Source organism: Streptomyces sp. JJ38 (assembly GCF_019303475.1).
Lineage (GTDB): Bacteria > Actinomycetota > Actinomycetes > Streptomycetales > Streptomycetaceae > Streptomyces.
The window spans coordinates 29,244-51,999 of record NZ_JABLSI010000013.1 but is presented as its reverse complement, the minus strand read 5'-3'; the positions used below and the strand labels follow the sequence as shown (position 1 = coordinate 51,999).

The following is a 22,756-nucleotide window of genomic DNA, read 5'->3' as shown; positions in this document are numbered from 1 at the left end:
TCACCCGTCCGAGGGGTGCGAGTGTGGCGTTCGCCCGCCCGCTCCTCCCGCCGGCCAGGGGAGGGACCTCCCGTCACGCGTCCGCGCCCTGCTCCGTCCGGAGGAGGGCCGGGTCGGCGTTGCGGCACAGCCACCGGTGGTACACCTCGCACTGCCGCGCGATCTCGAGGTAGGCCGCGCGCAGGTCCTCGAAGACGGCGTCCAGGTCGGTGCCCGCCGTGGCGGCCGGCCGGGAGACCAGCAGCAGGCGGACGGTGAGCGGATCACCGGCGAGGGGCCGCACGACGAGCCCCGAGCGCTCCGGGGAGGTGGGCTGGCACGGCATGACGGCCTCACCGGCGGCGGTCAGCACCCAGGCGGTGGCGTAGTCGCCGAGCACGACCTTGGGGTTCACCCCATGCGCCGCGAAGACGCGGCGCAGGCCGTCCCACTCGCCGTCCGCGCTCGGGTCGACCATCCAGCGGTCCCCCGCGAGGTCCTCGAGGGTCAGCTCGCGGCGCTGAGCGGCCGGATGGGAGTCGGGGACGGCGACGAACTGCGGCTCCCGCTCGATGAGGAGCCGCAGTCGCAGCCCGGAGGGCAGACTGAGCGGACTGCCCTCCACCTCGTGCACGAAGGCCGCGTCGAGCTGCCCGCTGGCGACCATCCGCAGCAGCAGGTTGGCCGAGGTCTCGAAGTGGATGGTGGTGTCGACGTCCGGATAGCGCTCGTGCAGACGCCGGAGCCAGCCCACGACGGTACTGCTGCCCGTGCCGCCGGTGCTGCCGATGCGCAGCCGCGCCCCGTCGGAGCGCAGCGCGGCCTCCCGTGCCTCGCTGATGAGGGCCGCCATCTCCGTGACGATGGGACGGGCACGGCTGAGGACGGTGCGGCCGAGCGGGGTGGGGCGGCTGCCGGTGCGCTCCCGGACGAAGAGGCGGCCGCCCAACGCCTTCTCGATGCGCCGTAACTGGGTCGTCAAGGAGGGCTGCGTCATGCTCAGGCGGCGCGCGGCGGCCCTGACGCTGCCCGCGTCGGCGATGGCACACAGCGCCCGCAGATGCCTGACCTCCAGCTCCACGAGCGGAGGATATCGGCGGCGTGCGCGGGGCCACCAGGGGTCGGATGCCCCGAACACCCGGAAAGGCACGGGGGTATAGCTCAGGGCTATCGCCTGCTGACATCCTCCGCCCACCGTGCCATGTACCCGACACTCACTGGGACCGCGATTCGGTCCGGGCGCCCGGCCGGCCGCAACCCCCCACTCGCAGGCGGCCGGTCGGAGTCCGGCGATGAAGGGACACCCCCCATGAAGTACCTCAGAAACGTGCTGACGGCCGCCCTGGGGCTGGGCCTGGCGACGGGACTCGCCGCCGTGCCCGCCACGACCACCACGGCGTCGCCCGCCACTCCGACCGAGACCCACGGCGAGCGGGGCTTCGTGACCGCCGCCTTCACCGGCCCGCGCACCCCGGACGCGAGCGTGTCCGAACAGGAGGCCACCCGGGCGTTCTTCGAGGCCGTGCGCGCCTCCGCGCTCAAGAAGCACGCCGAGGACCCGAGCGCCCAGGTCGTCACCGTCACCTACGACGCCAGCCGGGCACCGTCGTTCGCCGGTGAGATCGCCAGCTCAACCCGGATATGGAACTCCTCCGTCAGCAGCGTGCAGCTCCGCGAGGGCTACCCCGCGGACTTCCGCTACTACGAGGGGAACAGCTCGCGCGGCTCGTACGCGTACACGGACGGGCGCGGCAACGGCTACATCTTCCTCGACTACCGGCAGAACCAGGTCTACGACTCCACCCGGGTGACGTCGCACGAGACCGGGCACGTCCTCGGGCTGCCGGACCGGTACTCGGGGCCGTGCAGCGAGCTGATGTCGGGCGGCGGACCGGGGCCGTCGTGCACCAACGCCTATCCGAACCGCGACGAGATCCGCCGCGTCAACTCGATGTGGAGCTACGCCCTCTCGGCGTTCGACAAGGAGTTCGCGCTGAAGTAGCCCCGTCGGCGCAGTGGAGCCCGCCCGGGAGCCCGCGCGCCGCACCCGGGCTCCGGGGCCGGCCCGAACAGCCCCCGGCACGGCGCCCGTCCGGCCATCCGGCCGGACGGGCGTCCGGGTTGTCGGTCCCGGGTGAGAGGGTGGGACCTCCGGTCGGCGCCTGCCGTGGCAGAGCGGTACGCGTCGGGGCCGGAACGCCACGAGAGGGGACGTCCCATGCTGCCTCCCGCCGTCGACTCACTGTGCCTGCTGGCCGCCGCCGTGATCGTGCACGACGCCGAGCGGGACCGGGTGCTGCTGGTCCAGCGCGGCCCGAACGCGAAGTTCGCCAGAGGGCGGTGGGACCTGCCGGTCGGCAAGGCCGAGCCCGGCGAGCCGGTCACCGAGGCCGCGGTGCGCGAACTGCGGGAGGAGACGGGGCTCGTGGTCCGGCCCGAGGAGTTGACGCTGGTCCACGTCGTGCACGGGTCCCGCAGCGTCGAGGCGGCCGGCGGCTATCTGACGGTCGTGTTCGCCGCCCGGACGTGGACCGGGGAGCCGGTCAACGCGGAGCCGGAGAAACACGCGCGGGTGAGCTGGATACCCGCCGCGGAGGTACCGGCGGACGCTGTGGAGCCCACCGCGGAGGCGGTGGCCCGCTACCGGGCCGGTGAGCACCGGGTGCTGCTCACCGGCTGGGGGTCAGCCGCCACAGCGAGGTGACCTCGGCGGCGCGGGCCGCGTGCAGCGGGTCGGCGGCGTCGCCGGAGCGCGGGTGGGTGGGCCGGGTGTCCAGCCGGTCGACGACGGTGAGCCCGGCGGCGTCGAAGTGGCCGAGGAGTTCCTCGCGGCCACGCAGGCCGAGGTGCTCGGCGAGGTCGGAGAGGATGAGCCACCCCTCGCCCTGCCGCGTCAGGGCGCCGGGCAGCCCGGTGAGGAACGCGCGCAACATGCGGCTGCCGGGGTCGTACACAGCGTGCTCGAGGGCCGAGGTGGGCTTCGCGGGCAGCCACGGCGGGTTGCAGACGATCAGCGGCGCCCTCCCCGGCGGAACGTCGGAGGGGAAGAGGTCCGCCTCGACGACATCGATCCGGTCTGCCAGGCCCAGGCGCTCGGCGTTCTCCCGGGCGCAGGCGAGGGCGCGGGGGTCCTGGTCCGTGCCGACGACGCGGGCCACCCCGCGCCGGGCCAGCACCGCGGCGAGCACGCCCGTGCCGGTGCCGATGTCGTAGGCGAGGTCGTGGTCCCTGGGCAGCGGCGCGCGGGCCACCAGGTCCACGTACTCGCCCCGCACCGGGGAGAAGACGCCGTAGTGCGGGTGGATGCGGTCGCCGCCGAGTGCCGGCACCGGGACGCCCTTGCGCCGCCACTCATGGGCGCCGACGAGGCCGAGGAGCTCGCGCAGGGAGACGGCGAAGGGCTCGTCCCCCGGCGGCCCGTAGGCCTCGGCGCAGGCGGCCCGCACGTCCGGGGCGCGGCGCAGCGGTACGGCGTAGCCGGGTTCGACGGGAACGAGCAGCATGCCGAGCACGCGCGCCCGTCTGCCCTGCTCCTGGCGGTGCCGGTGGAAGGCGTCGTACGGCGTCGCGGGCTCCGGCCTCGCCGACCGGCGGGGCGCGCGGTCGACGCGTCGGCCGAGCGCGGCCAGCAGCTGCCGGGCGCCCTGGAAGTCGCCGCGCCACAGCACGGCCGTGCCCTCGCAGGCCAGCCGGTACGCCTCGGCGGCGCGCAGGCTGTCGTCCGCCTCCCGGACCCGCCGGGGTGCGGGGGCACCCGACGCGGAGCGCCAGCGCAGCGACCGCTCCGAGGAGGGGAGGGGGAGGACGTCCATGTCAGGCATGTCTGGACTCTAGCCCGGCCGCGCACCGCCCCCCGAGCCGGTCCGTGCCCCGCTCCTCGCGGCGGCAGAGCGGAGCGCGGGAGAATCATGGGGTGACCCCACTGTCCGACGATCACTTCGGCGGCGCGCTCGACGGCCTGCCCGAGGCGCTGCGCGCCGCGCTGCCGTCGCCGCTGACTCCCGTCGCGGACGAGCGCTTCGCCGCGCGCGGCCTGGAGCTGCTGCTGAAGCGGGACGACCTCCTGCACCCGGCCCTGCCCGGCAACAAGTGGCGCAAACTCGTCCCCAACCTCCTGGCAGCCCGTCGGCGTGGGGACGAGGCTCTGCTGACCTTCGGCGGCGCGTACTCCAACCATCTGCGGGCCACCGCCGCGGCCGGACGGCTGCTGGGCCTGGCCACCGTGGGCGTCGTGCGGGGCGACGAGCTGGCGCGGCGTCCCCTCAACGCCTCGCTGGCCCGCTGCGCGGCCGCCGGCATGCGGCTCCACTTCGTCTCCCGGAGCGAGTACCGCGAACGCGCCGACCCCGCGTACCGGGCCGGACTGTGCGAGCGGCTCGGCCTGCCGCCCGGAACGCTCGTCGTCCCCGAGGGCGGGAGCAACGACCGGGCCGTCCACGGCTGCGTAGCGCTGGGCCGGGAGCTGCGGGGTGCCGCCGACGTCGTGGCCGTCGCCTGCGGGACCGGAGGCACGCTGGCGGGTCTGGCGGCCGAGGGGCCGCCGGTCATCGGCGTACCCGTCCTGGCGGGCGGCTTCCTGGGCGCGGAGGTGACCCGGCTGCAGCGCGAGGCGTTCGGCGGCCCACGCGGCACCTGGCGACTGGAGGAGCGCTTCCACTGCGGCGGCTACGCCCGCAACACCCCCGCCCTGGAGGCGTTCGCCCGGGACTTCGAGGCGCGGCACGGGCTCGCCGTGGAACGGGTCTACGTGGCGAAGGCCCTGTACGCGGTGACGACGCTGGCCGCCGAGGGGGCCTTCGCGGCGGGCAGCCGGGTCGCCGTCGTCGTCACCGGCTAATCTCTCCCCATGCCCCCCATGATCCGAGACGCCACGTCCGACGACGTCCCCGTCATCCTGGACATGATCCGGGAACTCGCCGCGTACGAGCGGGCCGCGGAACAGGCCCGGGTCACCGAGCGGCAGCTGCGCGACGCGCTGTTCGGGCCGCACCCGGCCGTCTTCGCGCTGATCGCGCAGGACGAGGCCGGCTCCCCCGTGGGCTTCGCGCTCTGGTTCCGGAACTTCTCCACCTGGACGGGCACGCACGGCGTCTACCTGGAGGACCTGTACGTGCGGCCCGAGGCCCGGGGCGGCGGGTACGGCAAGGCGCTGCTCGCGGAGCTCGCGCGGATCTGCGTGGAGCGCGGCTACGAGCGCTTCGAGTGGTGGGTGCTGGACTGGAACGAGCCGTCGATCGGCTTCTACCGCTCACTCGGTGCCGAGGCCATGGACGAATGGACGGTGTTCCGGATGAGCGGCGAGCCGCTGCGGGCCCTGGCGGCCACCGGCCCGGGGGTCGGCGCCGGGGTCGGCTCCGGCACGGGAAGCAACGCAGCGTAATCTACTTGGAATTGATAGTGCCATACCCCTAGCCACGGACAGTGCCCATGTGTTTACGATGGGTGACAGTTCACGGTATGGGAAGGCGTGCCGGCTTCCGTGGGACAGCGTGCCACGGATCGCGGTAGCGTCGCAGGCGGACCATCTGCTTCGCGCCGGCCCGGCCCTCCGGTAGCCCGGGGAGTCGGCGGGTGTTCGCGGCAGCCCAACCAGTTTGTGTCACCTTGGAGGTGAGGGTGTCCCAGATCGTAGGTGCGGACAAGGACTTCGTCGAGGTCCGGCTGCCCGCGGCGGGTGCCTATCTGTCGGTGCTGCGGACGGCCACGGCCGGTCTTGCCGCCCGCTTGGACTTCACCCTCGACGAGATCGAGGACCTGCGCATCGCCGTCGACGAGGCCTGCGCGATCCTCCTCCAGCAAGCGGTGGCGGGTTCCGTCCTCAGCTGTGTCTTCGCCCTGGTGGGAGACTCACTGAGAGTGACGGTATCGGCGCCGACGACGGACGGTCGCGCCCCCGAGCGCGACACCTTCGCCTGGACGGTGCTCTCGGCGCTGGCCGGCGAAGTGGACTCGGCCGTGGCCGAGGACCGCACGGTCAGCATCAGCCTGCACAAGAAGCGCGGCGCCGGCCCCGGGGCATCGTGACCGATGCCGAGGGGCCGTCCCGCAACGAGGGGGCCGGTATGAACGACCTGGAGCGCAACGCGCCGGTCGGCCGCCACGACATGGCGGCGGATACGGCGATCCCGGAGCAGCAGGCCCGACCGCATCCGGCCGACGTCGGCCAGCGGGCGGAACCGGTGAAGCGGGCGGAGGCCATGGAGCAGCAGCCGGAGCAGCATCGCGCGGGCGGCGGCGCGAACGACGGGTCGGCGAGTGACGGTGCCGCCCGGCAGCAGTCCGGGCCGGACCGCTCCGGAGCCCGGGAGCTGTTCATCCAGCTGCGCGGCCTCGACGCGGGCTCCCCCGAGCGGGCCGAGCTGCGCGACCGGCTCGTCCGCATGCATCTGCCGCTGGTGGAGCATCTGGCCCGCCGCTTCCGCAACCGCGGCGAGCCGCTGGACGACCTGACGCAGGTGGCCACGATCGGCCTGATCAAGTCGGTGGACCGGTTCGATCCCGATCGCGGTGTGGAGTTCTCCACCTACGCCACGCCCACCGTCGTGGGCGAGATCAAACGCCATTTCCGGGACAAGGGCTGGGCGGTACGGGTCCCGCGGCGGCTGCAGGAACTGCGGCTCTCGCTCTCCTCGGCGACGGCGGAGCTCTCCCAGCAGCACGGCCGGGCGCCGACGGTGCACGAGCTGGCGGAGCGGCTGTCGATCTCCGAGGAGGACGTCCTGGAGGGGCTGGAGTCGGCGAACGCCTACAGCACCCTGTCGCTGGACGTACCGGACACGGACGACGAGTCCCCGGCCGTGGCCGACACCCTCGGCGCCGAGGACGACGCGTTGGAGGGCGTGGAGTACCGGGAGTCGCTCAAGCCCCTGCTGGAGCAGCTCCCACCGCGGGAGAAGAAGATCCTCCTGCTGCGCTTCTTCGGCAACATGACGCAGTCGCAGATCGCCCAGGAAGTCGGCATCTCGCAGATGCACGTGTCCCGGCTGCTGGCCAGAACCCTGGCCCAGCTCCGGGACAAGCTCCTCGTGGAGGAGTGAGGCTCTGCGCGCTCCCGCGGTCCGCCAAAGGTGTGGCGGCTCAGGCGTCAGCGTCCCGGACGCGGCCCGTCTCGACACCGAGTGCGGCGGCGGCCCGGGAGTGGAACAGGCACACCAGAACGGCGATGGACGTGGCGGCCAGGGCGAGGCCGCACGCGACCCACCAGCCGGTGCCGGAGCCCATCTGCCAGCCGACCGGCAGCGCCAGAAGCTGGGTGAAGATCGCGGGCCCGCGGCTCCACCGGCGCAGGCGCCACAGCCCGCGTGCGGTGAGCAGCGGCAGCAGCGCGAGCGCCAGCACGGTGACGGCTCCCGTCACCGCCTGGACGGTGCCGTCGGTGCGCCCTCCGGTGAACGGCAGCACGAGCATGACCACGCCGACGGTGAGAACGACGAGGCCCTCCAGCGCGACCAGCCCCGCGGCCACCGCGACGCGGGTGGGCCGCTCGGCCGCCGTCACACCGCCCTCGGCCTCGGGCGCCTCCGGCTTGGGCCGGGCGCCGCCCCCGGCCTTCTTCCCGCCGGACGCCGCCGGCCCCGGTCGCTTGCCTGCTCGGTTTCTGCTCACCCCGCCAGCGTAGGGGGTGTCCCGAACGTCCCGTCCGGCCGGGAAGCCTGGCCCGTACGGCCGAGCGCGTCCGGAGGCCGTCGGGGGCGGGCGGGAGTGCGCTGGGGAGCGGGCCGGGTGAGCGTTCCGACCGCCAGTCGGTAACCTGCACACCATGCGCGCACTCCTCGTGGTCAACCCGAAGGCAACCACCACCAGTGCGCGCACGCGGGACGTCCTCGTCCACGCGCTGGCGAGCGACCTCAAACTCAGAGTCGTCGAGACCGGGCACCGGGGGCACGCGCGCGAGCTGGCGCGACAGGCGGCGGAGGACGGCGAGACGGAGCTGGTGATCTCCCTCGGCGGTGACGGCACCGTCAACGAGGTCGCCAACGGGCTGCTGGAGCCCCACGGCCCCGACCCGGACGGGCTGCCGAGGCTGGCGGTCGTGCCGGGCGGCTCGACGAACGTGTTCGCCCGCGCCCTGGGCCTGCCCAACGACGTCGTCGAGGCGACCGGCGCCCTGTTGAACGCGCTGGAGAACGGCAGGAGCCGGACGGTGGGGCTGGGCCTCGCCTCGGGCACCCCGGACACGGATGACGCCGGAGTCCCGCCGCGCTGGTTCACCTTCTGCGCCGGCTTCGGCTTCGACGCCGGCGTCGTCGGCCGCGTCGAGCAGCAGCGGGAGCGCGGGAAGCGCTCCACCCACGCCCTGTACATGCGGCAGGTCCTGCGGCAGTTCTTCGGTGATCCGCATCGTCGGCGCGGCACGATCACATTGGCCGAGCCGGAGCGGGAACCGGTCGAGGGTCTCGTGGCGTCCATAGTCTGTAACACCGCTCCCTGGACTTTCCTGGGGAACCGGCCGGTGTACGCGGCGCCGGAGGCGTCGTTCGACACGGCGCTCGACGTCCTGGGGCTGACCAGGCTGTCCTCGACCGCGGTGACGCGGTACGGCACACAGCTCCTCACGTCGTCGCCGGAGCGTGGCCCGCGTGGCAAGCACGCGGTGTCACGGCATGACATCCCGGCCTTCACCTTGCATTCGCAGGTGCCGCTGCCGTTTCAGATGGACGGTGACCACCTGGGGCTGCGTACGAGCATCAGCTTCACAGGTGTTCGGCGTGCACTGCGTGTGATTGCGTAAGTAGAAGGGCCGAAAGTCCTTCCACTCGAACGTTTAGGCCAGTCTCCACCCACTAGAAGTACGGCTGTGAGGCAAGCGACACCAAGGAATCAAAAAAAACTTGCCTGAAGGGGTTGTATCCGTCGCCGAGGTTTGCGAGTCTCTTCGTGGCGATCGGGACAGCGCCTTCCGGCAGCTCCCGAGTCAGCCCGAACTCCCTCCACGAAGCCGTGGGACCCGCATCACATCAACTGATCGGCCCTTCCTTTGTCGAGGGATTCGTGAAAGCGTTCACATTCACAAGCCACGTACCAACCGCGTAGGAGATGGAGCAGCCATGGACTGGCGTCACAACGCCGTTTGCCGCGAGGAAGACCCCGAGCTCTTCTTCCCCATCGGCAACACCGGTCCTGCGCTGCTGCAGATCGAGGAAGCCAAGGCCGTCTGCCGCCGCTGCCCCGTCCAGGAGCAGTGCCTGCAGTGGGCCCTGGAGTCCGGTCAGGACTCCGGCGTCTGGGGTGGCCTCAGCGAGGACGAGCGTCGCGCGATGAAGCGCCGCGCCGCCCGCAACCGCGCGCGTAAGGCGACCGCCTGACGCCCGGCGTGGCCACCCGCTGCCCCGAGCCGCAGCACGCAGTGCCGGCAAGCCACCGCTAGCACGCAGCACGACAGCCCGAGCCCCGGCGTCGTCCGATCTCCCGGACGGCCCCGGGGCTCAGTGGTGTGCGGAAGCACACGCGCCCGCCCGGTCCAGCGGGTTCAGGACTTCTCCGGGGCCACCGGCAGGTCGAAGACGACCCGGGTGCCACGCTCCTCCCCCGGCACCATGTCGAACGTCCCGCCCAGTTCGCCCTCCACCAGGGTGCGGACGATCTGGAGTCCCAGGTTCCCGGCCGTGCGGACGTCGAACTCCTCGGGCAGGCCGCGTCCGTCGTCCTGAACGGTCACCAGCAGCCGGGACGCACCGGTTCCCGGAGCCCCTCCGCGCACCGCGCCGATCTCCAGGGTCCCGTGCTCGTCGGGTCCGTAGCCGTGCTCCAGGGCGTTCTGGAGCACCTCGGTGAGCACCATCGACAGCGGCGTGGCCACCTCCGCCGAGAGGATGCCGAACCGCCCGGTGCGCCGCCCCACGATCTTTCCCGGTGCGATCTCGGCCACCATCGCCAGGACGCGGTCCGCGATCTCGTCGAAGTCCACGCGCTCGTCGAGGTTCTGGGACAGGGTCTCGTGGACGATGGCGATGGAGCCCACCCGGCGCACGGCCTCCTCCAGCGCCGCCCGCGCGCTGTCGTCACCGGTCGCGCCGATGCGCCGGGCCTGCAGGCGCAGCAGCGCGGCCACCGTCTGCAGGTTGTTCTTCACCCGGTGGTGGATCTCCCGGATCGTCGCGTCCTTGGTGATCAGCTCACGCTCCCGGCGCCGCAGCTCGGTGACGTCGCGCAGCAGGACGAGGGAACCGATGCGGGTCCCCTTGGGCCTGAGCGGGATCGCGCGGAGCTGCACCACGCAGTCGTCGCCCTCGATCTCGGCCTCCCGGTGCGCCCAGCCGCTGGCCAGCTTCACCAGTGACTCGTCCACCGGCCCCTTGGCGGGGGCGAGTTCGGCGGTCGTCTCACCGAGCTGCAGCCCGACGAGGTCGGCGGCGAGCCCGAGCCGGTGGTACGCGGACAGGGCGTTGGGGCTCGCATACTGGACGTGCCCTTCGGCGTCCAGCCTGATCAGCCCGTCCCCGACCCGGGGCGAGGCGTCCATGTCCACCTGCTGGCCGGGGAAGGGGAACTCCCCGGCGGCGATCATCTGCGCCAGGTCGGACGCGCTCTGCAGATAGGTCAGCTCCAGCCGGCTGGGCGTGCGCACCGTGAGCAGGTTCGTGTTGCGGGCGATGACGCCGAGCACCCGGCCGTCCCGCCGGACCGGGATGGACTCGACCCGCACGGGCACCTCCTCGCGCCACTCCGGATCGCCCTCCCGGACGATGCGGCCCTCGTCCAGCGCGGAGTCCAGCAGCGGACGGCGCCCCCGCGGCACGAGGTGACCCACCATGTCGTCCTGGTAGGACGTCGGCCCGGTGTTGGGGCGCATCTGCGCGATGGAGACGTAGCGGCTGCCGTCGCGGGTGGGTACCCACAGCACGAGGTCGGCGAAGGAGAGGTCGGAGAGGAGCTGCCACTCGGAGACGAGGAGGTGCAGCCACTCGAGGTCGGATTCGCCGAGAGCGGTGTGCTGGCGTACGAGGTCGTTCATGGAGGGCACGGTGCCGAGCCTAAGGCCTGCCCGGCGGATCAGCCGCGCGCGGGCGATACCGCGCGCTGGGGAGGACTGCGCGAGGGCTCGGAGCTGGCCAGCACGGCCCCCGCACGGGTCCCGCCTGGGCGGGGGGTGCGGCTCCCGCGCGTCTCAGCGCGTAGGTTCCCGCGCCTCTACAGGGCGCGAACGCACTTCGGGCCGCGGCGCCTGGACGGGACCCTCAACCCGTCCGGCACCGCAGCCCGGAGCGACCGGAGACCCGGGGCGCAGTCAGGGCAGAAGGCGCCCGTGGGTCTCGCTCTGCCCTCCTGTGCGGGGAGGACAGAAGCCCTGCTGTCGATTGTGGACTAGACCACTCGGTCTGTCCATGCCTTGAACGGACCCGGGCCCGCCTCAGGCTCGACAGCGTCGATTCTTGCGCACAACGGCGCCGGGCGACAGGCCCCGGGCTCCCCTATTCACGCCCGTCGAGCGATCGTCGAGGCCGTCACCGCTCGGGGCGCCGTCGAGGCCGTCACCGCTCGGGGCGCCGGAGGCGGGCGACGAACTTGTAGCGGTCCCCGCGGTAGACCGAGCGCACCCACTCCACCGGCTCACCCCCGCGGTCGAAGGAGTGCCGGGAGAGCATGAGCATCGGCAGCCCGACGTCCGTGCCGAGGAGCCCGGCCTCGCGGGGCGAGGCCAGCGACGTCTCGATCGTCTCCTCGGCCTCGGCGAGATGCACGTCGTAGACCTCGGAGAGGGCCGCGTAGAGCGAGGCGTACTTCATCAGGCTTCCGCGCAGCGCCGGGAAGCGCTTCTGTGACAGGTGCGTGGTCTCGATGGCCATGGGCTCGCCGCTGGCCAGCCGGAGCCGCTCGATGCGCAGCACCCGGCCGCCGGGCGGGATGTCGAGGAGGGCGGCCAGGCGGTCCTCGGCGGTGACGTAGGCGATGTCCAGGAGCTGCGAGGTGGGCTCAAGCCCCTGGGCACGCATGTCCTCCGTGTAGGAGGTGAGCTGGAGCGCCTGGGAGACCTTGGGCTTGGCAACGAAGGTGCCCTTGCCCTGGATGCGCTCCAGGCGGCCCTCGACGACCAACTCCTGGAGGGCCTGGCGCACCGTCGTGCGGGAGGTGTCGAACTCGGTCGCCAGGGTGCGCTCGGGCGGGACGGGGGTACCGGGGGGCATGGTTTCGGTCATCTCCAGGAGATGCCGTTTGAGACGGTAGTACTTGGGCACGCGGGCGACCCGCGAGCCGCCCTGGGCCGGCGCACCCGCCTCGCCACCAGGCTCTTCCACGCTCGTCGTGGCGGGCATGCCGCCGCCCTGGGGCCGCTGCCCCGCCTCCTGCCGTCCTGCTGCCGTCACCGGCTTCCTCCGACTCCGTGCGTAACGGCCTCACATCCTGGCATGACGGCACCGCTCGGCCACCGCCCGGCGCAGATGTCGGTCCGGTAACGGACCGGACGGGCCTTCTGATCCACTCTTGACACCCCTATAGGTCTAGGCCAAGCTGCGGGAACTGGTCTAAACCATTAAAGACCAATCCCAGTCCCACGGGCACTACCTCGTCGTATGTCATCTCGGTGGGCGGGAGGTTCTGCATCCTGGGAGGGTGACGTGAAGCGCAAGCTCATAGCAGCCATCGGCGTCGCGGCGATGCTGGGCGTGTCGGCCTGTGGCTCCGACGACGGCTCGGGTTCCGGTTCCGGCGACAAGACCCTGACCGTGTGGGTCATGGACGGCTCCGCACCCGAGGAGTGGGTCACGGAGCTGAACAAGGAGTTCGAGGCCGCCCACGAGGGGGTGACCGTCAAGGTCGAGACACAGCAGTGGAACGGGATCCAGGAGAAGGTCACCACCGCGCTGTCCGAGGACTCGCCGCCGGACGTCCTTGAGCTGGGCAACACCCAGACCGCCGGCTACGCGGTCACCGGCGGTCTCGCCGACCTCACCGGCAAGAAGGGTGAGCTCGGCTACGACTCCTGGAACAAGGGGATGGTCAGCTCGGCCGAACTGGACGGCAAGCTGTACGCGGCCCCCTGGTACGCCGCCAACCGCGTCGTCGTCTACGACAAGAGCATCTTCGCCGACGCCGGCGTCAAGCCGCCCACCACCCGCGAGGAGTGGCTGGCCGGCCTGCAGAAGATCGAGGACGAGACCGACGCGCAGCCCATCTACCTGCCGGGCCAGAGCTGGTACGTCTACGCCGGTTTCCTGTGGGACGAGGGCGGCGACCTCGCCGTGCAGGACGGCGACCAGTGGAAGGGTGCCCTGGCCACGCCCGAGGGCGAGGCCGCCATGAACTTCTACCAGGAGCTGGCCGCCTTCTCCACCGCGCCGAAGGACACCGACGAGGCCACCCCGCAGCAGTCCACCGACATCGTGCCCAAGGGCGACGTCGCCTCCTGGATCGGGCTCGGCTGGGAGGCCGGCGGCGCCACCGCCGCCATCGAGGAGGCCGGCGGCGAGGCCGACTTCGGCTACTTCCCGATCCCGGGCAAGACGGCCGACCAGCCCGGCCACGTCTTCTTCGGCGGCTCCAACCTCGCCGTCCCGGAGCGCTCCCAGAACAAGGAGCTCGCCCAGGAGTGGCTGAAGCTCGCCACCTCCGAGAAGTGGATGAAGAAGTACGCCGAGGTCACCGGCGGCGGTCTGCTGCCGAACTCCGAGGCCGCGCAGATCACCCCTGAGCCCGGGTCCTTCGCCGAGGCCATGGTCGCCTCCGCGGACGTCGGCCGGATCACCCCCGTGACGCCCGGCTGGGCCAACGTGGAGACCGACCCGAACCCGATCAAGCAGTACATGTCCAACGTGCTGCAGGGGACGGACCCCCAGAAGGCCGGCGAGGCCGCCGACAAGATCATCACCGAGCGCGTCAACCAGGGCTGACGCCCCCGACGGGGTGCCCCGGCCGCGTACCGGCCGGGGCACCCCGGGCCCCGTCCCACACCCCTCCGCAGCCCGCAGGCGAGGAAGTAGACCATGACCGTGCAGACCGAGGGCGTCACTCCCGTGGCCGAGGAGCCGCCCCCGCGCGAACCGGCCCCGGGGCCGGCCACCCCCGCACCACGCCCCAGGCGGAGCCTGCCCTCGGGCTGGCTGCCCTATCTGCTGATCGCCCCCGCCGTCCTGGCCCTCGCCGTCTTCCTGGGCTACCCGCTCGTGCGCAACGTGCTGGTCTCGCTCCAGCAGCTCGGACGGGTCGAGATGATCTCCCGGGCGACCGTGTGGACGGGCTTCGACAACTACACGGAGCTGCTCGGGGACAGCGCGTTCTGGACGGTCGTGGGGCGAACGTTCGCCTTCATGACCGTCAACGTCGTGCTCATCATGACCTGCGGCACGCTCATCGGGCTCCTGCTCAACCGGCTCGGCAAGGTGATGCGGCTCGTGCTGTCCCTGGCCCTCGTGCTGGCCTGGGCCATGCCGATCGTCGCCTCGGCCACCGTCTTCCGCTGGCTCTTCGACACCCAGTTCGGCGTCATGAACTGGGTCATGCGCAGCCTCGGCTTCGAAGGCTACGAGCAGCACAACTGGTTCGAGACCGGCTTCTCGACCCTCGCGATCGTCACCCTGCTCGTCGTCTGGGCCTCGATCCCCTTCGTGGCCCTCAACATGTACGCCGGACTGACCACCATCAGCGGCGAGCTCTACGAGGCGGCCCGCGTGGACGGCGCCTCCGCGTGGCGGATCTTCCGCTCGGTCGTCTTCCCCATGCTCCGGCCGTTCTTCCTGATCACCACGTTCCTGGAAATCATCTGGGTCTTCAAGGCGTTCGCGCAGATCGTCGCCCTCAACTCCGGCGGCCCCAACCGCGAGTCCGAGACGCTGCCCGTGTTCGCCTACGTCGAGGGCATGAGCCAGATGAACTTCGGCGTCGCCGCCGCGGCCTCCGTGCTGACCATCCTCATCCTGCTGGTCGCGATGTCGTTCTACTTCCGCCTGATCCTCAAGCAGGAGGACGAGCAGTGAGCCACTCCACCACCCTCGCCGGACCGGCCGGCGCGCCCGACGCGGTCACGCCCCGGGCCGCGGGCCCCGACCGCGCGGCCGTCCGCGCCCGCCGCCGCAAGAGCCTGGGGCGGATCTGGCCCAACGCCCTGGCGCTCGTCCTGGCGGCGTTCTTCGTCTTCCCCGTCTACTGGATGTTCTCCACCTCCTTCAAGCCGGCCACCGAGGTGCTGACGAAGACGCCGACGTTCGTCTTCACGCCGACCTTCGAGCACTACGGCACGGCCACCGACGTGGAGCTGTTCTGGACCTTCGTCCGCAACAGCGTCACCGTCACCGTGGGCGCCGTCCTGCTCGCCCTCGTCGTCGCGCTGGCCGCCAGCTTCGCCATCGTCCGGATGAGGTTCAGGGGCCGCAAGGGGCTCGTCCTGGCCGTGATGATGGCTCAGCTCGCGCCCTGGGAAGTCATGGTCATCGTGATGTACCTCATCGCCCGGGACGCCCAGGTCCTCAACAACATCGGCTTCCTGACGCTCGTCTACTTCGTGATGGTGCTGCCCTTCACCATCTGGACGCTGAAGGGCTTCATCGCCGCCGTGCCGAAGGAGCTGGAGGAGGCGGCCATGATCGACGGCTGCAGCCGTACCCAGGCCTTCGTCCGGGTGATCTTCCCGCTGCTGGCCCCCGGGCTGATGTCGACGTCCCTGTTCGGCTTCATCACCGCCTGGAACGAGTTCGCCATGGTGCTGGTCGTCAACAAGGACCCCGAGGCCTACACCCTGCCGCTGTGGCTCACCCAGTTCCAGACCGCGTTCGGCAACGACTGGGGCGCCACCATGGCGGCGTCCTCGCTGTTCGCCGTCCCCGTCCTGCTCCTGTTCCTCTTCCTCCAGCGTCGTGCCGTCGGCGGGCTCAGCGCCGGCGCGGTGAAGGGATAACGCATGACCGTCCTCGCGACCGCCTCCCCGACCCTCCTGCGGGACGCACTCGCCGTCCTGCAGCCCGGCTTCGTCGGCACGGACGCCCCCGAGTGGCTGCTGCGCCGCCTCGACGACGGACTCGCCTCCGTCGGCCTGTTCGGGCGCAACATCGCCTCCGCCGACCAGCTCACCGAGCTCACCGCCCAGTTGCGGGCCGTTCGGCCCGACGTCCTCGTCGCCATCGACGAGGAGGGCGGCGACGTCACCCGGCTGGAGGCCCGCACCGGCTCCTCCTTCCCGGGCAATCTCGCCCTCGGACACATCGACGACCCGGAGCTCACCCGCGCCGTCGCCCACGAGCTGGGCCGGCGCCTCCTCGGGTGTGGGGTCAACCTCAACTGGGCGCCCTCCGCCGACGTCAACTCCAACCCCGACAACCCGGTCATCGGCGTGCGCTCCTTCGGCGCCGAGCCCGGCCTCGTCGCCCGGCACACCGCCGCCTACGTCGAGGGCATGCAGGCCGCGGGCGTGGCCGCCTGCACCAAGCACTTCCCCGGGCACGGCGACACCAACGTCGACTCCCACCACGCCCTGCCCCGCATCGACGTCGGCCTCAAGACCCTCGGCGAGCGCGAACTCGTCCCGTTCCGCGCCGCCGTGGCCGCCGGCACCAAGGTCGTGATGAGCGCCCACATCCTGCTGCCCGCGCTCGACCGGGACCGTCCCGCCACGCTCAGCCCCGCCGCCCTCACCGGCCTGCTGCGCGCCCCGGCCGACCGGGGCGGGCTCGGCTTCGACGGGCTCGTGGTCACCGACGCCGTCGAGATGAAGGCCATCGCCGACACCCACGGCATCGAACGCGGCGCCGTGCTGGCCCTGGCCGCCGGGGCCGACGCCATCTGCGTCGGCGGCGGTCTGGCCGACGAGGACATCGTCCTGCGGCTGCGCGACGCCCTCGTCCGCGCCGTCCGCGACGGCGACCTGGCCGAGGAACGGCTCGCCGAGGCCGCCGCCCGGGTACGCGACCTCGCCCGCTGGACCCGCGAGCGCGCCGCCGCCACCGGCCCGGACGGGACGGGGCGGCCGTCCGACATCGGCCTCACCGCCGCGCGCCGCGCCCTGCGCGTCACCCGCCGCTCCGAGGACAAGCCCTCGGACGCGCCCGTGTTCGTCGCCGCCCTCACCCCCGTCGCGAACATCGCCGTCGGCGACGAGACGCCCTGGGGCCTGGCCGCCGAGCTCACCCGGCTGCTGCCAGGCAGCGGGACCGGCGCGTGGGGCCCCGCGGACGCCGAGGCCGATGGCGTCGCCGCCCTCGCCGCACGGGTGTTGGCCGCGGCGGAGGACCGTAGGATCGTCGCAGTGGTCCGCGACGTCCACCGTCACCCCTGGATGGCCGCCGCCCTCGACGCCGTGCTCGCCGCCCGGCCGGACTCCGCCGTGGTCGAGATGGGCGTCCCTCAGGCACCGCCCGTGGGAGCCCTGCACATCGCGACGCACGGCGCCGCCCGCGTCTGCGCCCGCGCCGCCGCCGAGGTCGTCGCCGGCCGCCGGAGCGACGCCGCCGGACAGGTCTGAGCGGTGACGTCCGACGCCCGAGGCCGCCCGGCGCCCCGACCGCCCGGCGCCCCGGGGAGAAACCGCACCACAGCCGACTGGAGGCACCCAGCATGACCGTCACGACCGGTCGCATCATGTCCGGCGAGATGGCCGAACAGCCCGCCGTCCTGCGCCGCATCCTCACCGAGGGCGCACCGAGGATCCGCGAGGTCGCCGAGCGGATCGCCGCCCGGGCGCCGCGCTTCGTCCTCCTGACCGCGCGCGGCACCTCCGACAACGCGGCGCTGTACGCCAAATACCTGCTGGAGGTCCTGCTGGGCAAGCCCTGCGGGCTCACCTCCATGTCGACGACCACGGCCTACGGCGCCCGCCCCGACCTCACCGACTGCCTCGTCATCACCGTCAGCCAGTCCGGCGGCTCCCCCGACCTCGTGGCCTCCACCCGGGCGGCCCGCGAGGCGGGGGCGATCACCCTGGCCGTCACCAACAACGCGGACTCCCCGCTGGCCGAGGTCAGCGAGTTCCACATCGACGTCCTGGCCGGACCGGAGGAGGCGCTGCCCGCCACCAAGACGTACACCGCCGAACTGCTGGCCCTGTACCTCTTCGTCGAGGGGCTGCGCGGCGGCGACGGCGCGGGGCGGGCCGCGGCCCTGCCGGAGCTGGCCGAGCAGATCCTCGCCCGCCGGGACGAGGTCAGGGCCCTCGCCGGGCGGTACCGGTTCGCCGAGCGGATGGTCCTCACCTCGCGCGGCTACGGCTATCCGACGGCCAAGGAGGCGGCCCTCAAGCTCATGGAGACGAGCTACATCCCCGCTCTCTCCTACTCCGGCGCGGACCTCCTGCACGGCCCGCTCGCCATGGTGGACAACGTCTCCCCCGTCATCGCCATCGTCACGGACGGCAAGGGCGGCGAGGCCCTCCAGCCCGTCCTGGACCGGCTGCGGGACCGCGGTGCGGACCTCGTCGTCATCGGACCCAAGCCGCAGGTGGACGCCGCCTCGGCCGGCTTCGTGCTGCCGGTGGACGGGGTGCCGGAGGAGCTGCAGCCCGTGCTGGAGATCCTGCCGTTGCAGATGCTGGCCTACGAGGTGACCATCGCCCGCGGCCAGGACCCGGACGCGCCCCGCGCCCTGGCGAAGGTCACCGAGACGCACTGAGCAGCACGCCCCCGCAGTTCCGCGCCGGGCGCGAGTCCGGCCGGCGCGGCCCCCGGCTCCCGGGCACCGCCCGGCCCGGGGGCCGCTGCCGCTCCCGGCACATCACGGCCCACGGGCGCGGCATGGTCACGCGTGCGGTTGGCCCCCGCGCCTTCGGAACCGGGCCATTCCCCACGCGCCCGGACGTCGCCGCATCCCGCACGTCGCCGGACGCCCGCCGTCGCCGCGCGCCGACGGTCGCCGACCGCTCGGCGCGCATCTCGACCGTCGGCCTACCCCCACCGGACGCACCCGTGACGCCCCGGTCACCCACGGCTAGGGTTCCTGCGCACCTTGACGAAGATCACGAGGACAGCGGGAACGGAGGCTGAGCAGCATGAGCGGACCCGGGGCGCCGGCACCGACCGGCGAACGCGGCGCGGCGGGAGGCGGCAGCCCGTCGCCGGGGAAGATCGCGGTGTGGACGGCGGTGGCCCTCGTCGGCGCCGTCGGCTGGGCCATGCTCGCGCTCTCCCGCGGCGAGGAGGTCTCGGCCGCCTGGATGGTCGCCGCGGCCCTCGGCTCGTACGCCATCGGGTACCGCTTCTACGCCCGCTTCATCGCCCACCGTGTGCTGCGGGTCGACAAGACCCGCGCGACCCCGGCCGAGCGGCTGGACAACGGCGTCGACTTCCACCCCACCGACCGCCGGGTCCTGTTCGGGCACCACTTCGCGGCCGTCGCCGGGGCCGGTCCGCTCGTCGGCCCCGTCCTCGCCGCCCAGATGGGCTATCTCCCGGGCACCATCTGGATCATCGTCGGCGTCATCTTCGCCGGTGCCGTGCAGGACATGGTGACCCTCTTCTTCTCCACCCGCCGCGACGGCCGTTCCCTCGGCCAGATGGCCCGGGACGAGATCGGTCCGTTCGGCGGCGCCGCCGCGCTGGTCGCCGTCTTCGCCATCATGATCATCCTGCTGGCGGTGCTGGCCCTGGTCATCGTCAACGCGCTCGCGCACTCGCCCTGGGGCGTGTTCTCCATCGCGATGACGATCCCGATCGCCCTCTTCATGGGCTTCTACCTGCGGGTCCTGCGCCCCGGACGGGTCACCGAGGTCTCCGTCATCGGCGTCTTCCTGCTCCTGCTGTCGATCGTCGCGGGCGGCTGGGTCGCGGAGTCCTCGCTCGCCGACACCTTCACGCTCACCCCCGGCACGCTCGTCGTGTGGATGGTGATCTACGGCTTCGTCGCCTCCGTGCTGCCGGTGTGGATGCTGCTGGCCCCGCGCGACTACCTGTCCACGTTCATGAAGGTGGGCACCATCGCCCTGCTGGCGCTCGGCGTCGTCGTGGCGCTGCCGACGCTGGAGATGCCCGCCGTCACGGACTTCGCCTCCCGCGGGGACGGCCCGGTCTTCGCCGGATCGATGTTCCCGTTCGTCTTCATCACCGTGGCCTGCGGCGCGCTCTCCGGGTTCCACGCCCTGGTCTCCTCGGGCACCACCCCGAAGATGATCCAGAAGGAGACCCAGGTCCGCATGGTCGGCTACGGCGCCATGCTCACCGAGTCGTTCGTCGCCGTGATGGCGATGATCACCGCCTGCATCATCGACCCGGGCCTCTTCTTCGCCGTCAACTCCCCCGCCGGGGTGGTCGGTGACACCGTGCAGTCCGCCTCCGAGGCGGTCGCCGGGCTCGGCTTCAGCATCTCCCCCGAGGCGCTGGCGGCGGCCGCCGAGTCCGTCGAGGAGGACTCGCTGCTCTCCCGGACGGGCGGCGCGCCGACCTTCGCGCTCGGCATGTCGGAGATCTTCTCCGCGGTGATCGGCGGGGCATCGCTCAAGGCGTTCTGGTACCACTTCGCGATCATGTTCGAGGCGCTGTTCATCCTCACCACCGTGGACGCGGGCACCCGCGTCGGCCGGTTCATGCTCCAGGACACCCTGGGCAACGTCTGGAAGCCCCTGCGGGACGTGAGCTGGAAGCCGGGCGTGTGGCTGACGAGCGCGGCGGTCGTGGGCGGCTGGGGGTACTTCCTGTGGGTCGGCGTCCACGACCCGCTCGGCGGCATCAACCAGCTCTTCCCGCTCTTCGGCATCGCCAACCAGCTCCTGGCCGCTGTCGCCCTCGCCGTGTGCACGACGCTCCTGGTGAAGTCGGGACGGCTCAAGTGGGCCTGGGTGACGGGCGTTCCGCTCGCCTGGGACGTCTCCGTCACGCTCACGGCGAGCTGGCAGAAGATCTTCTCCGACGACCCGCGGGTGGGCTTCTTCACCCAACGGCGGATCTACCAGGAGGGCATCGACAACGGGGAGGTCCTCGCCCCGGCGAAGAACATGGACGACATGCACACCATCGTCACCAACTCCACGGTCGACGGGGTCCTGTGCGCGCTCTTCGCCCTGCTGATCATCGTGGTGATCGTGGACGCCGGACGGGTGTGCTGGAAGGCGGCCACCGCGCCGGAGACCGTGAAGCTCCACGAGGCGCCCTACCGGCGCTCCGCGCTCGTGGCCCCCGCCGGACTGTTCGCCACCCGCGAGGAGAAGGCGGAGCTGGCGGCGGCCCGCTCGGCGGGCGGGACGGAGCCGGAGAGCCCGGCGGAGGTGCGCTCGTGAGGGCGCCGGCGAGGCTCCCGGCGGTGACGAAGCTCCGGGCGGCCACCGCCCGGGCGCGCCGGTACTGGTGCGAGCTGACCGGTGAGGCCGCCTACGAGCGCTACGTGGCACACTCCCGCGCCCACGACCCCGAGGCACAGGTGCTCAGCCGCCGGGCCTTCGAGCGGCGCCGCACCGACGCCCGGGAGGCCGATCCGCGCGAGGGCTTCCGCTGCTGCTGAGACTTTCGGGAACGGCCGGGGAAAAGCCCGGCGCGATGTCAGAGCCGTGCAGCACACTGGTCGGCATGAACGCCACCATGAACCTCACCGTGCGCGCGGCCCGTCCCGAAGAGCTGGACGAGATCGGGGAGCTGACCGCCGAGGCGTATCTGGGCGAGGGGCTGCTGGACTTCGGCGAGGCGGATCCGTACCTCGCCGAGCTCCGGGACGCCCGCCGCCGGTCCCAGCTGGCCGAGGTGCTCGTCGCCGTGGACGATCACGGCGGGGACGTCCTCGGGGCGGTCGCCTTCGTCGGGGAGGGCGGGGAGTACGCCGACATCGCGCGGGCGGGTGAGGCCGAGTTCCGCATGCTGGCGGTGCGGCGTGAGGGCCGGGGGCGCGGCGCCGGCGAGGCGCTCGTGCGGGCCTGCATAGACCGGGCGCGGGAGAGGGGGCTGGCGAGGCTGGTGCTGTCCAGCCAGGCGAGCATGGAGCCCGCCCACCGGCTCTACCGTCGGCTGGGCTTCGTCCGCACCCCCGAGCGGGACTGGGAGCCGCTGCCGGACTTCGGGGCGCTGTGGACGTTCGCGCTCGAGCTGTCCGGCTGAGCCGGCGAGGCCGGGCAGGGCGCTGGTGCCCTGCCCGGCGCTGGGCCGTCGGTGGGGTGCCGGTCAGATGCCGCAGCTCGACGCGGACCAGTAGCGGCTGGAGCGGTGGTCGAGGTGGGTGTGGTCGTTGTGCCCGGGGAAGCCGGGGCCGAGGATGCCCCGGAAGCCGTGGTAGCGGGCCTGGCGGGCCAGCGTGCACAGCGAGTGGGAACCGGAGCCCAGGTCGGCGGCGTCGCCGTAGAGGTGTCGGCTGCTCGGGGAGCCGCCGACGGCGTTGTTGCAGGCGTAGGAGCGGAAGCCACTGGTGACGCGGATGGGCGCGTCACCGAGGGCGTGCCGCATGGCCTCCAGCTTCCACATGGTGCGCTTGGCGTTCTCCCGCGCGGTGGCGGCGCTCACGGCACCGCCGCTCCAGGTGGAGTTGCACCGGTTGAGCTCGCTGAAGTCGAAGTGCGCCGGTGAGCAGTCGGCTTCCTGGAGCGCGTAGATCTTGTTGTAGGTCTGCGATCCGGCGATGCCGTCGGCGGAGAGCCCGTAGGCCCTCTGGAAGCGCTTGACCGCCGCCTCCGTGGCGGGCCCGAACTCGCCGTCGATGGCGAGGACGTTGCCGTATCCGGGGTAGCCGGCGACGCGGATCTGGAGTTGCTTGACGTCCGAGCCCGAGTCACCCCGGTTCAGGGTGCGGCCCCAGGTGTAGCAGCTGTCGGCTTGCGCGGTACCCGCCGTGGCGATCGTGCCCGTGAGGGCCGCCGCCGCGAACATGACAAGTGCGAGGAACGTTCTGACCAGTCGTCTGCGCATGGCTGAAGAGCGTGGCGGAGCCGGTTGTACGCGTCAACAAC

Annotated in this window: 22 protein-coding genes; 16 read left to right on the top strand and 6 right to left on the bottom strand. The window is 72.4% G+C overall.

Annotated features, from left to right (window positions below; genetic code table 11):
• Positions 1-73: 73 nt before the first annotated feature.
• Positions 74-1,060, bottom strand: coding sequence for a LysR family transcriptional regulator (locus HPT28_RS08780; protein ID WP_219090401.1), 987 nt, complete (start codon positions 1,058-1,060; stop codon positions 74-76).
• Positions 1,061-1,288: 228 nt separating this feature from the next.
• Here HPT28_RS08780 and snpA point away from each other — a divergent pair, with 228 nt between their 5' ends.
• Together snpA and HPT28_RS08770 are read left to right on the top strand one after the other, a co-directional pair.
• The gene (gene snpA / locus HPT28_RS08775) at positions 1,289-1,981 is read left to right on the top strand and encodes a snapalysin (RefSeq protein ID WP_219090400.1); all 693 of its coding nucleotides are present in this window, start codon (positions 1,289-1,291) and stop codon (positions 1,979-1,981) included.
• Between the two features lie 216 nt (positions 1,982-2,197).
• Positions 2,198-2,683, top strand: coding sequence for an NUDIX domain-containing protein (locus HPT28_RS08770; protein ID WP_219090399.1), 486 nt, complete (start codon positions 2,198-2,200; stop codon positions 2,681-2,683).
• Here HPT28_RS08770 and HPT28_RS08765 read toward each other — a convergent pair.
• Positions 2,649-3,791: a methyltransferase gene (locus HPT28_RS08765; protein ID WP_374226945.1), complete on the bottom strand. Its 1,143-nt coding sequence runs from the start codon at positions 3,789-3,791 to the stop codon at positions 2,649-2,651. The genes HPT28_RS08770 and HPT28_RS08765 overlap by 35 nt on opposite strands.
• Positions 3,792-3,892: 101 nt before the next feature.
• On the opposite strand from HPT28_RS08765, the gene HPT28_RS08760 reads away from it, so the two are divergent.
• From HPT28_RS08760 to HPT28_RS08745, 4 genes are all read left to right on the top strand, one after another.
• Complete coding sequence (locus HPT28_RS08760) at positions 3,893-4,816, top strand: 1-aminocyclopropane-1-carboxylate deaminase/D-cysteine desulfhydrase (RefSeq protein ID WP_374226940.1); 924 nt, start codon at positions 3,893-3,895, stop codon at positions 4,814-4,816.
• Between the two features lie 18 nt (positions 4,817-4,834).
• The gene (locus HPT28_RS08755; RefSeq protein WP_219090572.1) at positions 4,835-5,359 is read left to right on the top strand and encodes a GNAT family N-acetyltransferase; all 525 of its coding nucleotides are present in this window, start codon (positions 4,835-4,837) and stop codon (positions 5,357-5,359) included.
• A gap of 236 nt (positions 5,360-5,595) precedes the next feature.
• Positions 5,596-6,003 carry an anti-sigma regulatory factor gene (locus HPT28_RS08750; RefSeq protein WP_219090397.1) on the top strand — a complete coding sequence of 136 codons (408 nt, stop codon included), beginning with the start codon at positions 5,596-5,598 and terminating at the stop codon, positions 6,001-6,003.
• Entirely contained in the window at positions 5,892-7,016 is a 1,125-nt protein-coding gene (locus HPT28_RS08745) for an RNA polymerase sigma factor SigF (protein ID WP_374226944.1), read from the top strand. Before HPT28_RS08750 ends, HPT28_RS08745 begins: the two co-directional genes overlap by 112 nt.
• A 40-nt stretch (positions 7,017-7,056) precedes the next feature.
• Here HPT28_RS08745 and HPT28_RS08740 read toward each other — a convergent pair whose 3' ends face one another.
• The gene (locus HPT28_RS08740; RefSeq protein ID WP_257578284.1) at positions 7,057-7,584 is read right to left on the bottom strand and encodes a hypothetical protein; all 528 of its coding nucleotides are present in this window, start codon (positions 7,582-7,584) and stop codon (positions 7,057-7,059) included.
• Between the two features lie 154 nt (positions 7,585-7,738).
• Between HPT28_RS08740 and HPT28_RS08735 the strand changes: the two genes are divergently transcribed.
• Both HPT28_RS08735 and HPT28_RS08730 read left to right on the top strand, forming a co-directional pair.
• Positions 7,739-8,710, top strand: coding sequence for a diacylglycerol kinase family protein (locus tag HPT28_RS08735; RefSeq protein ID WP_219090396.1), 972 nt, complete (start codon positions 7,739-7,741; stop codon positions 8,708-8,710).
• 316 nt (positions 8,711-9,026) lie between these two features.
• The gene (locus HPT28_RS08730; protein WP_191211014.1) at positions 9,027-9,284 is read left to right on the top strand and encodes a WhiB family transcriptional regulator; all 258 of its coding nucleotides are present in this window, start codon (positions 9,027-9,029) and stop codon (positions 9,282-9,284) included.
• Positions 9,285-9,448: 164 nt separating this feature from the next.
• Here HPT28_RS08730 and HPT28_RS08725 read toward each other — a convergent pair whose 3' ends face one another.
• Both HPT28_RS08725 and HPT28_RS08720 read right to left on the bottom strand, forming a co-directional pair.
• A complete protein-coding gene (locus HPT28_RS08725) occupies positions 9,449-10,933 on the bottom strand; it encodes a PAS domain-containing sensor histidine kinase (RefSeq protein WP_219090395.1) in 1,485 nt (494 codons plus the stop codon).
• Between the two features lie 517 nt (positions 10,934-11,450).
• Positions 11,451-12,233, bottom strand: a complete 783-nt coding sequence (locus HPT28_RS08720; RefSeq protein ID WP_219090569.1) for a GntR family transcriptional regulator — start codon at positions 12,231-12,233, stop codon at positions 11,451-11,453.
• A gap of 303 nt (positions 12,234-12,536) precedes the next feature.
• Between HPT28_RS08720 and HPT28_RS08715 the strand changes: the two genes are divergently transcribed.
• The 8 genes from HPT28_RS08715 (at position 12,537) to HPT28_RS08680 (ending at position 21,914) form a co-directional block, all read left to right on the top strand.
• On the top strand, positions 12,537-13,808 hold the full coding sequence (locus HPT28_RS08715; RefSeq protein ID WP_219090394.1) for an extracellular solute-binding protein: 1,272 nt from the start codon (positions 12,537-12,539) through the stop codon (positions 13,806-13,808).
• Between the two features lie 93 nt (positions 13,809-13,901).
• Positions 13,902-14,891, top strand: a complete 990-nt coding sequence (locus HPT28_RS08710) for a carbohydrate ABC transporter permease (RefSeq protein WP_219090393.1) — start codon at positions 13,902-13,904, stop codon at positions 14,889-14,891.
• A gap of 104 nt (positions 14,892-14,995) precedes the next feature.
• Positions 14,996-15,808 carry a carbohydrate ABC transporter permease gene (locus HPT28_RS08705; RefSeq protein WP_257578314.1) on the top strand — a complete coding sequence of 271 codons (813 nt, stop codon included), beginning with the start codon at positions 14,996-14,998 and terminating at the stop codon, positions 15,806-15,808.
• Positions 15,809-15,811: 3 nt separating this feature from the next.
• Positions 15,812-17,368: a glycoside hydrolase family 3 N-terminal domain-containing protein gene (locus HPT28_RS08700; protein ID WP_219090392.1), complete on the top strand. Its 1,557-nt coding sequence runs from the start codon at positions 15,812-15,814 to the stop codon at positions 17,366-17,368.
• 92 nt (positions 17,369-17,460) lie between these two features.
• A complete protein-coding gene (locus tag HPT28_RS08695; RefSeq protein WP_219090391.1) occupies positions 17,461-18,510 on the top strand; it encodes an SIS domain-containing protein in 1,050 nt (349 codons plus the stop codon).
• A 376-nt stretch (positions 18,511-18,886) separates the two neighbouring features.
• The gene (locus HPT28_RS08690) at positions 18,887-21,106 is read left to right on the top strand and encodes a carbon starvation CstA family protein (RefSeq protein ID WP_219090390.1); all 2,220 of its coding nucleotides are present in this window, start codon (positions 18,887-18,889) and stop codon (positions 21,104-21,106) included.
• A gap of 23 nt (positions 21,107-21,129) precedes the next feature.
• Positions 21,130-21,327, top strand: coding sequence for a YbdD/YjiX family protein (locus tag HPT28_RS08685; protein ID WP_219090389.1), 198 nt, complete (start codon positions 21,130-21,132; stop codon positions 21,325-21,327).
• A gap of 77 nt (positions 21,328-21,404) precedes the next feature.
• Positions 21,405-21,914, top strand: coding sequence for a GNAT family N-acetyltransferase (locus HPT28_RS08680; RefSeq protein WP_219090567.1), 510 nt, complete (start codon positions 21,405-21,407; stop codon positions 21,912-21,914).
• 63 nt (positions 21,915-21,977) lie between these two features.
• On the opposite strand, the gene HPT28_RS08675 is transcribed toward HPT28_RS08680, so the two are convergent.
• Complete coding sequence (locus HPT28_RS08675) at positions 21,978-22,715, bottom strand: D-Ala-D-Ala carboxypeptidase family metallohydrolase (protein WP_219090388.1); 738 nt, start codon at positions 22,713-22,715, stop codon at positions 21,978-21,980.
• Between the last annotated feature and the right edge of the window lie 41 nt (positions 22,716-22,756).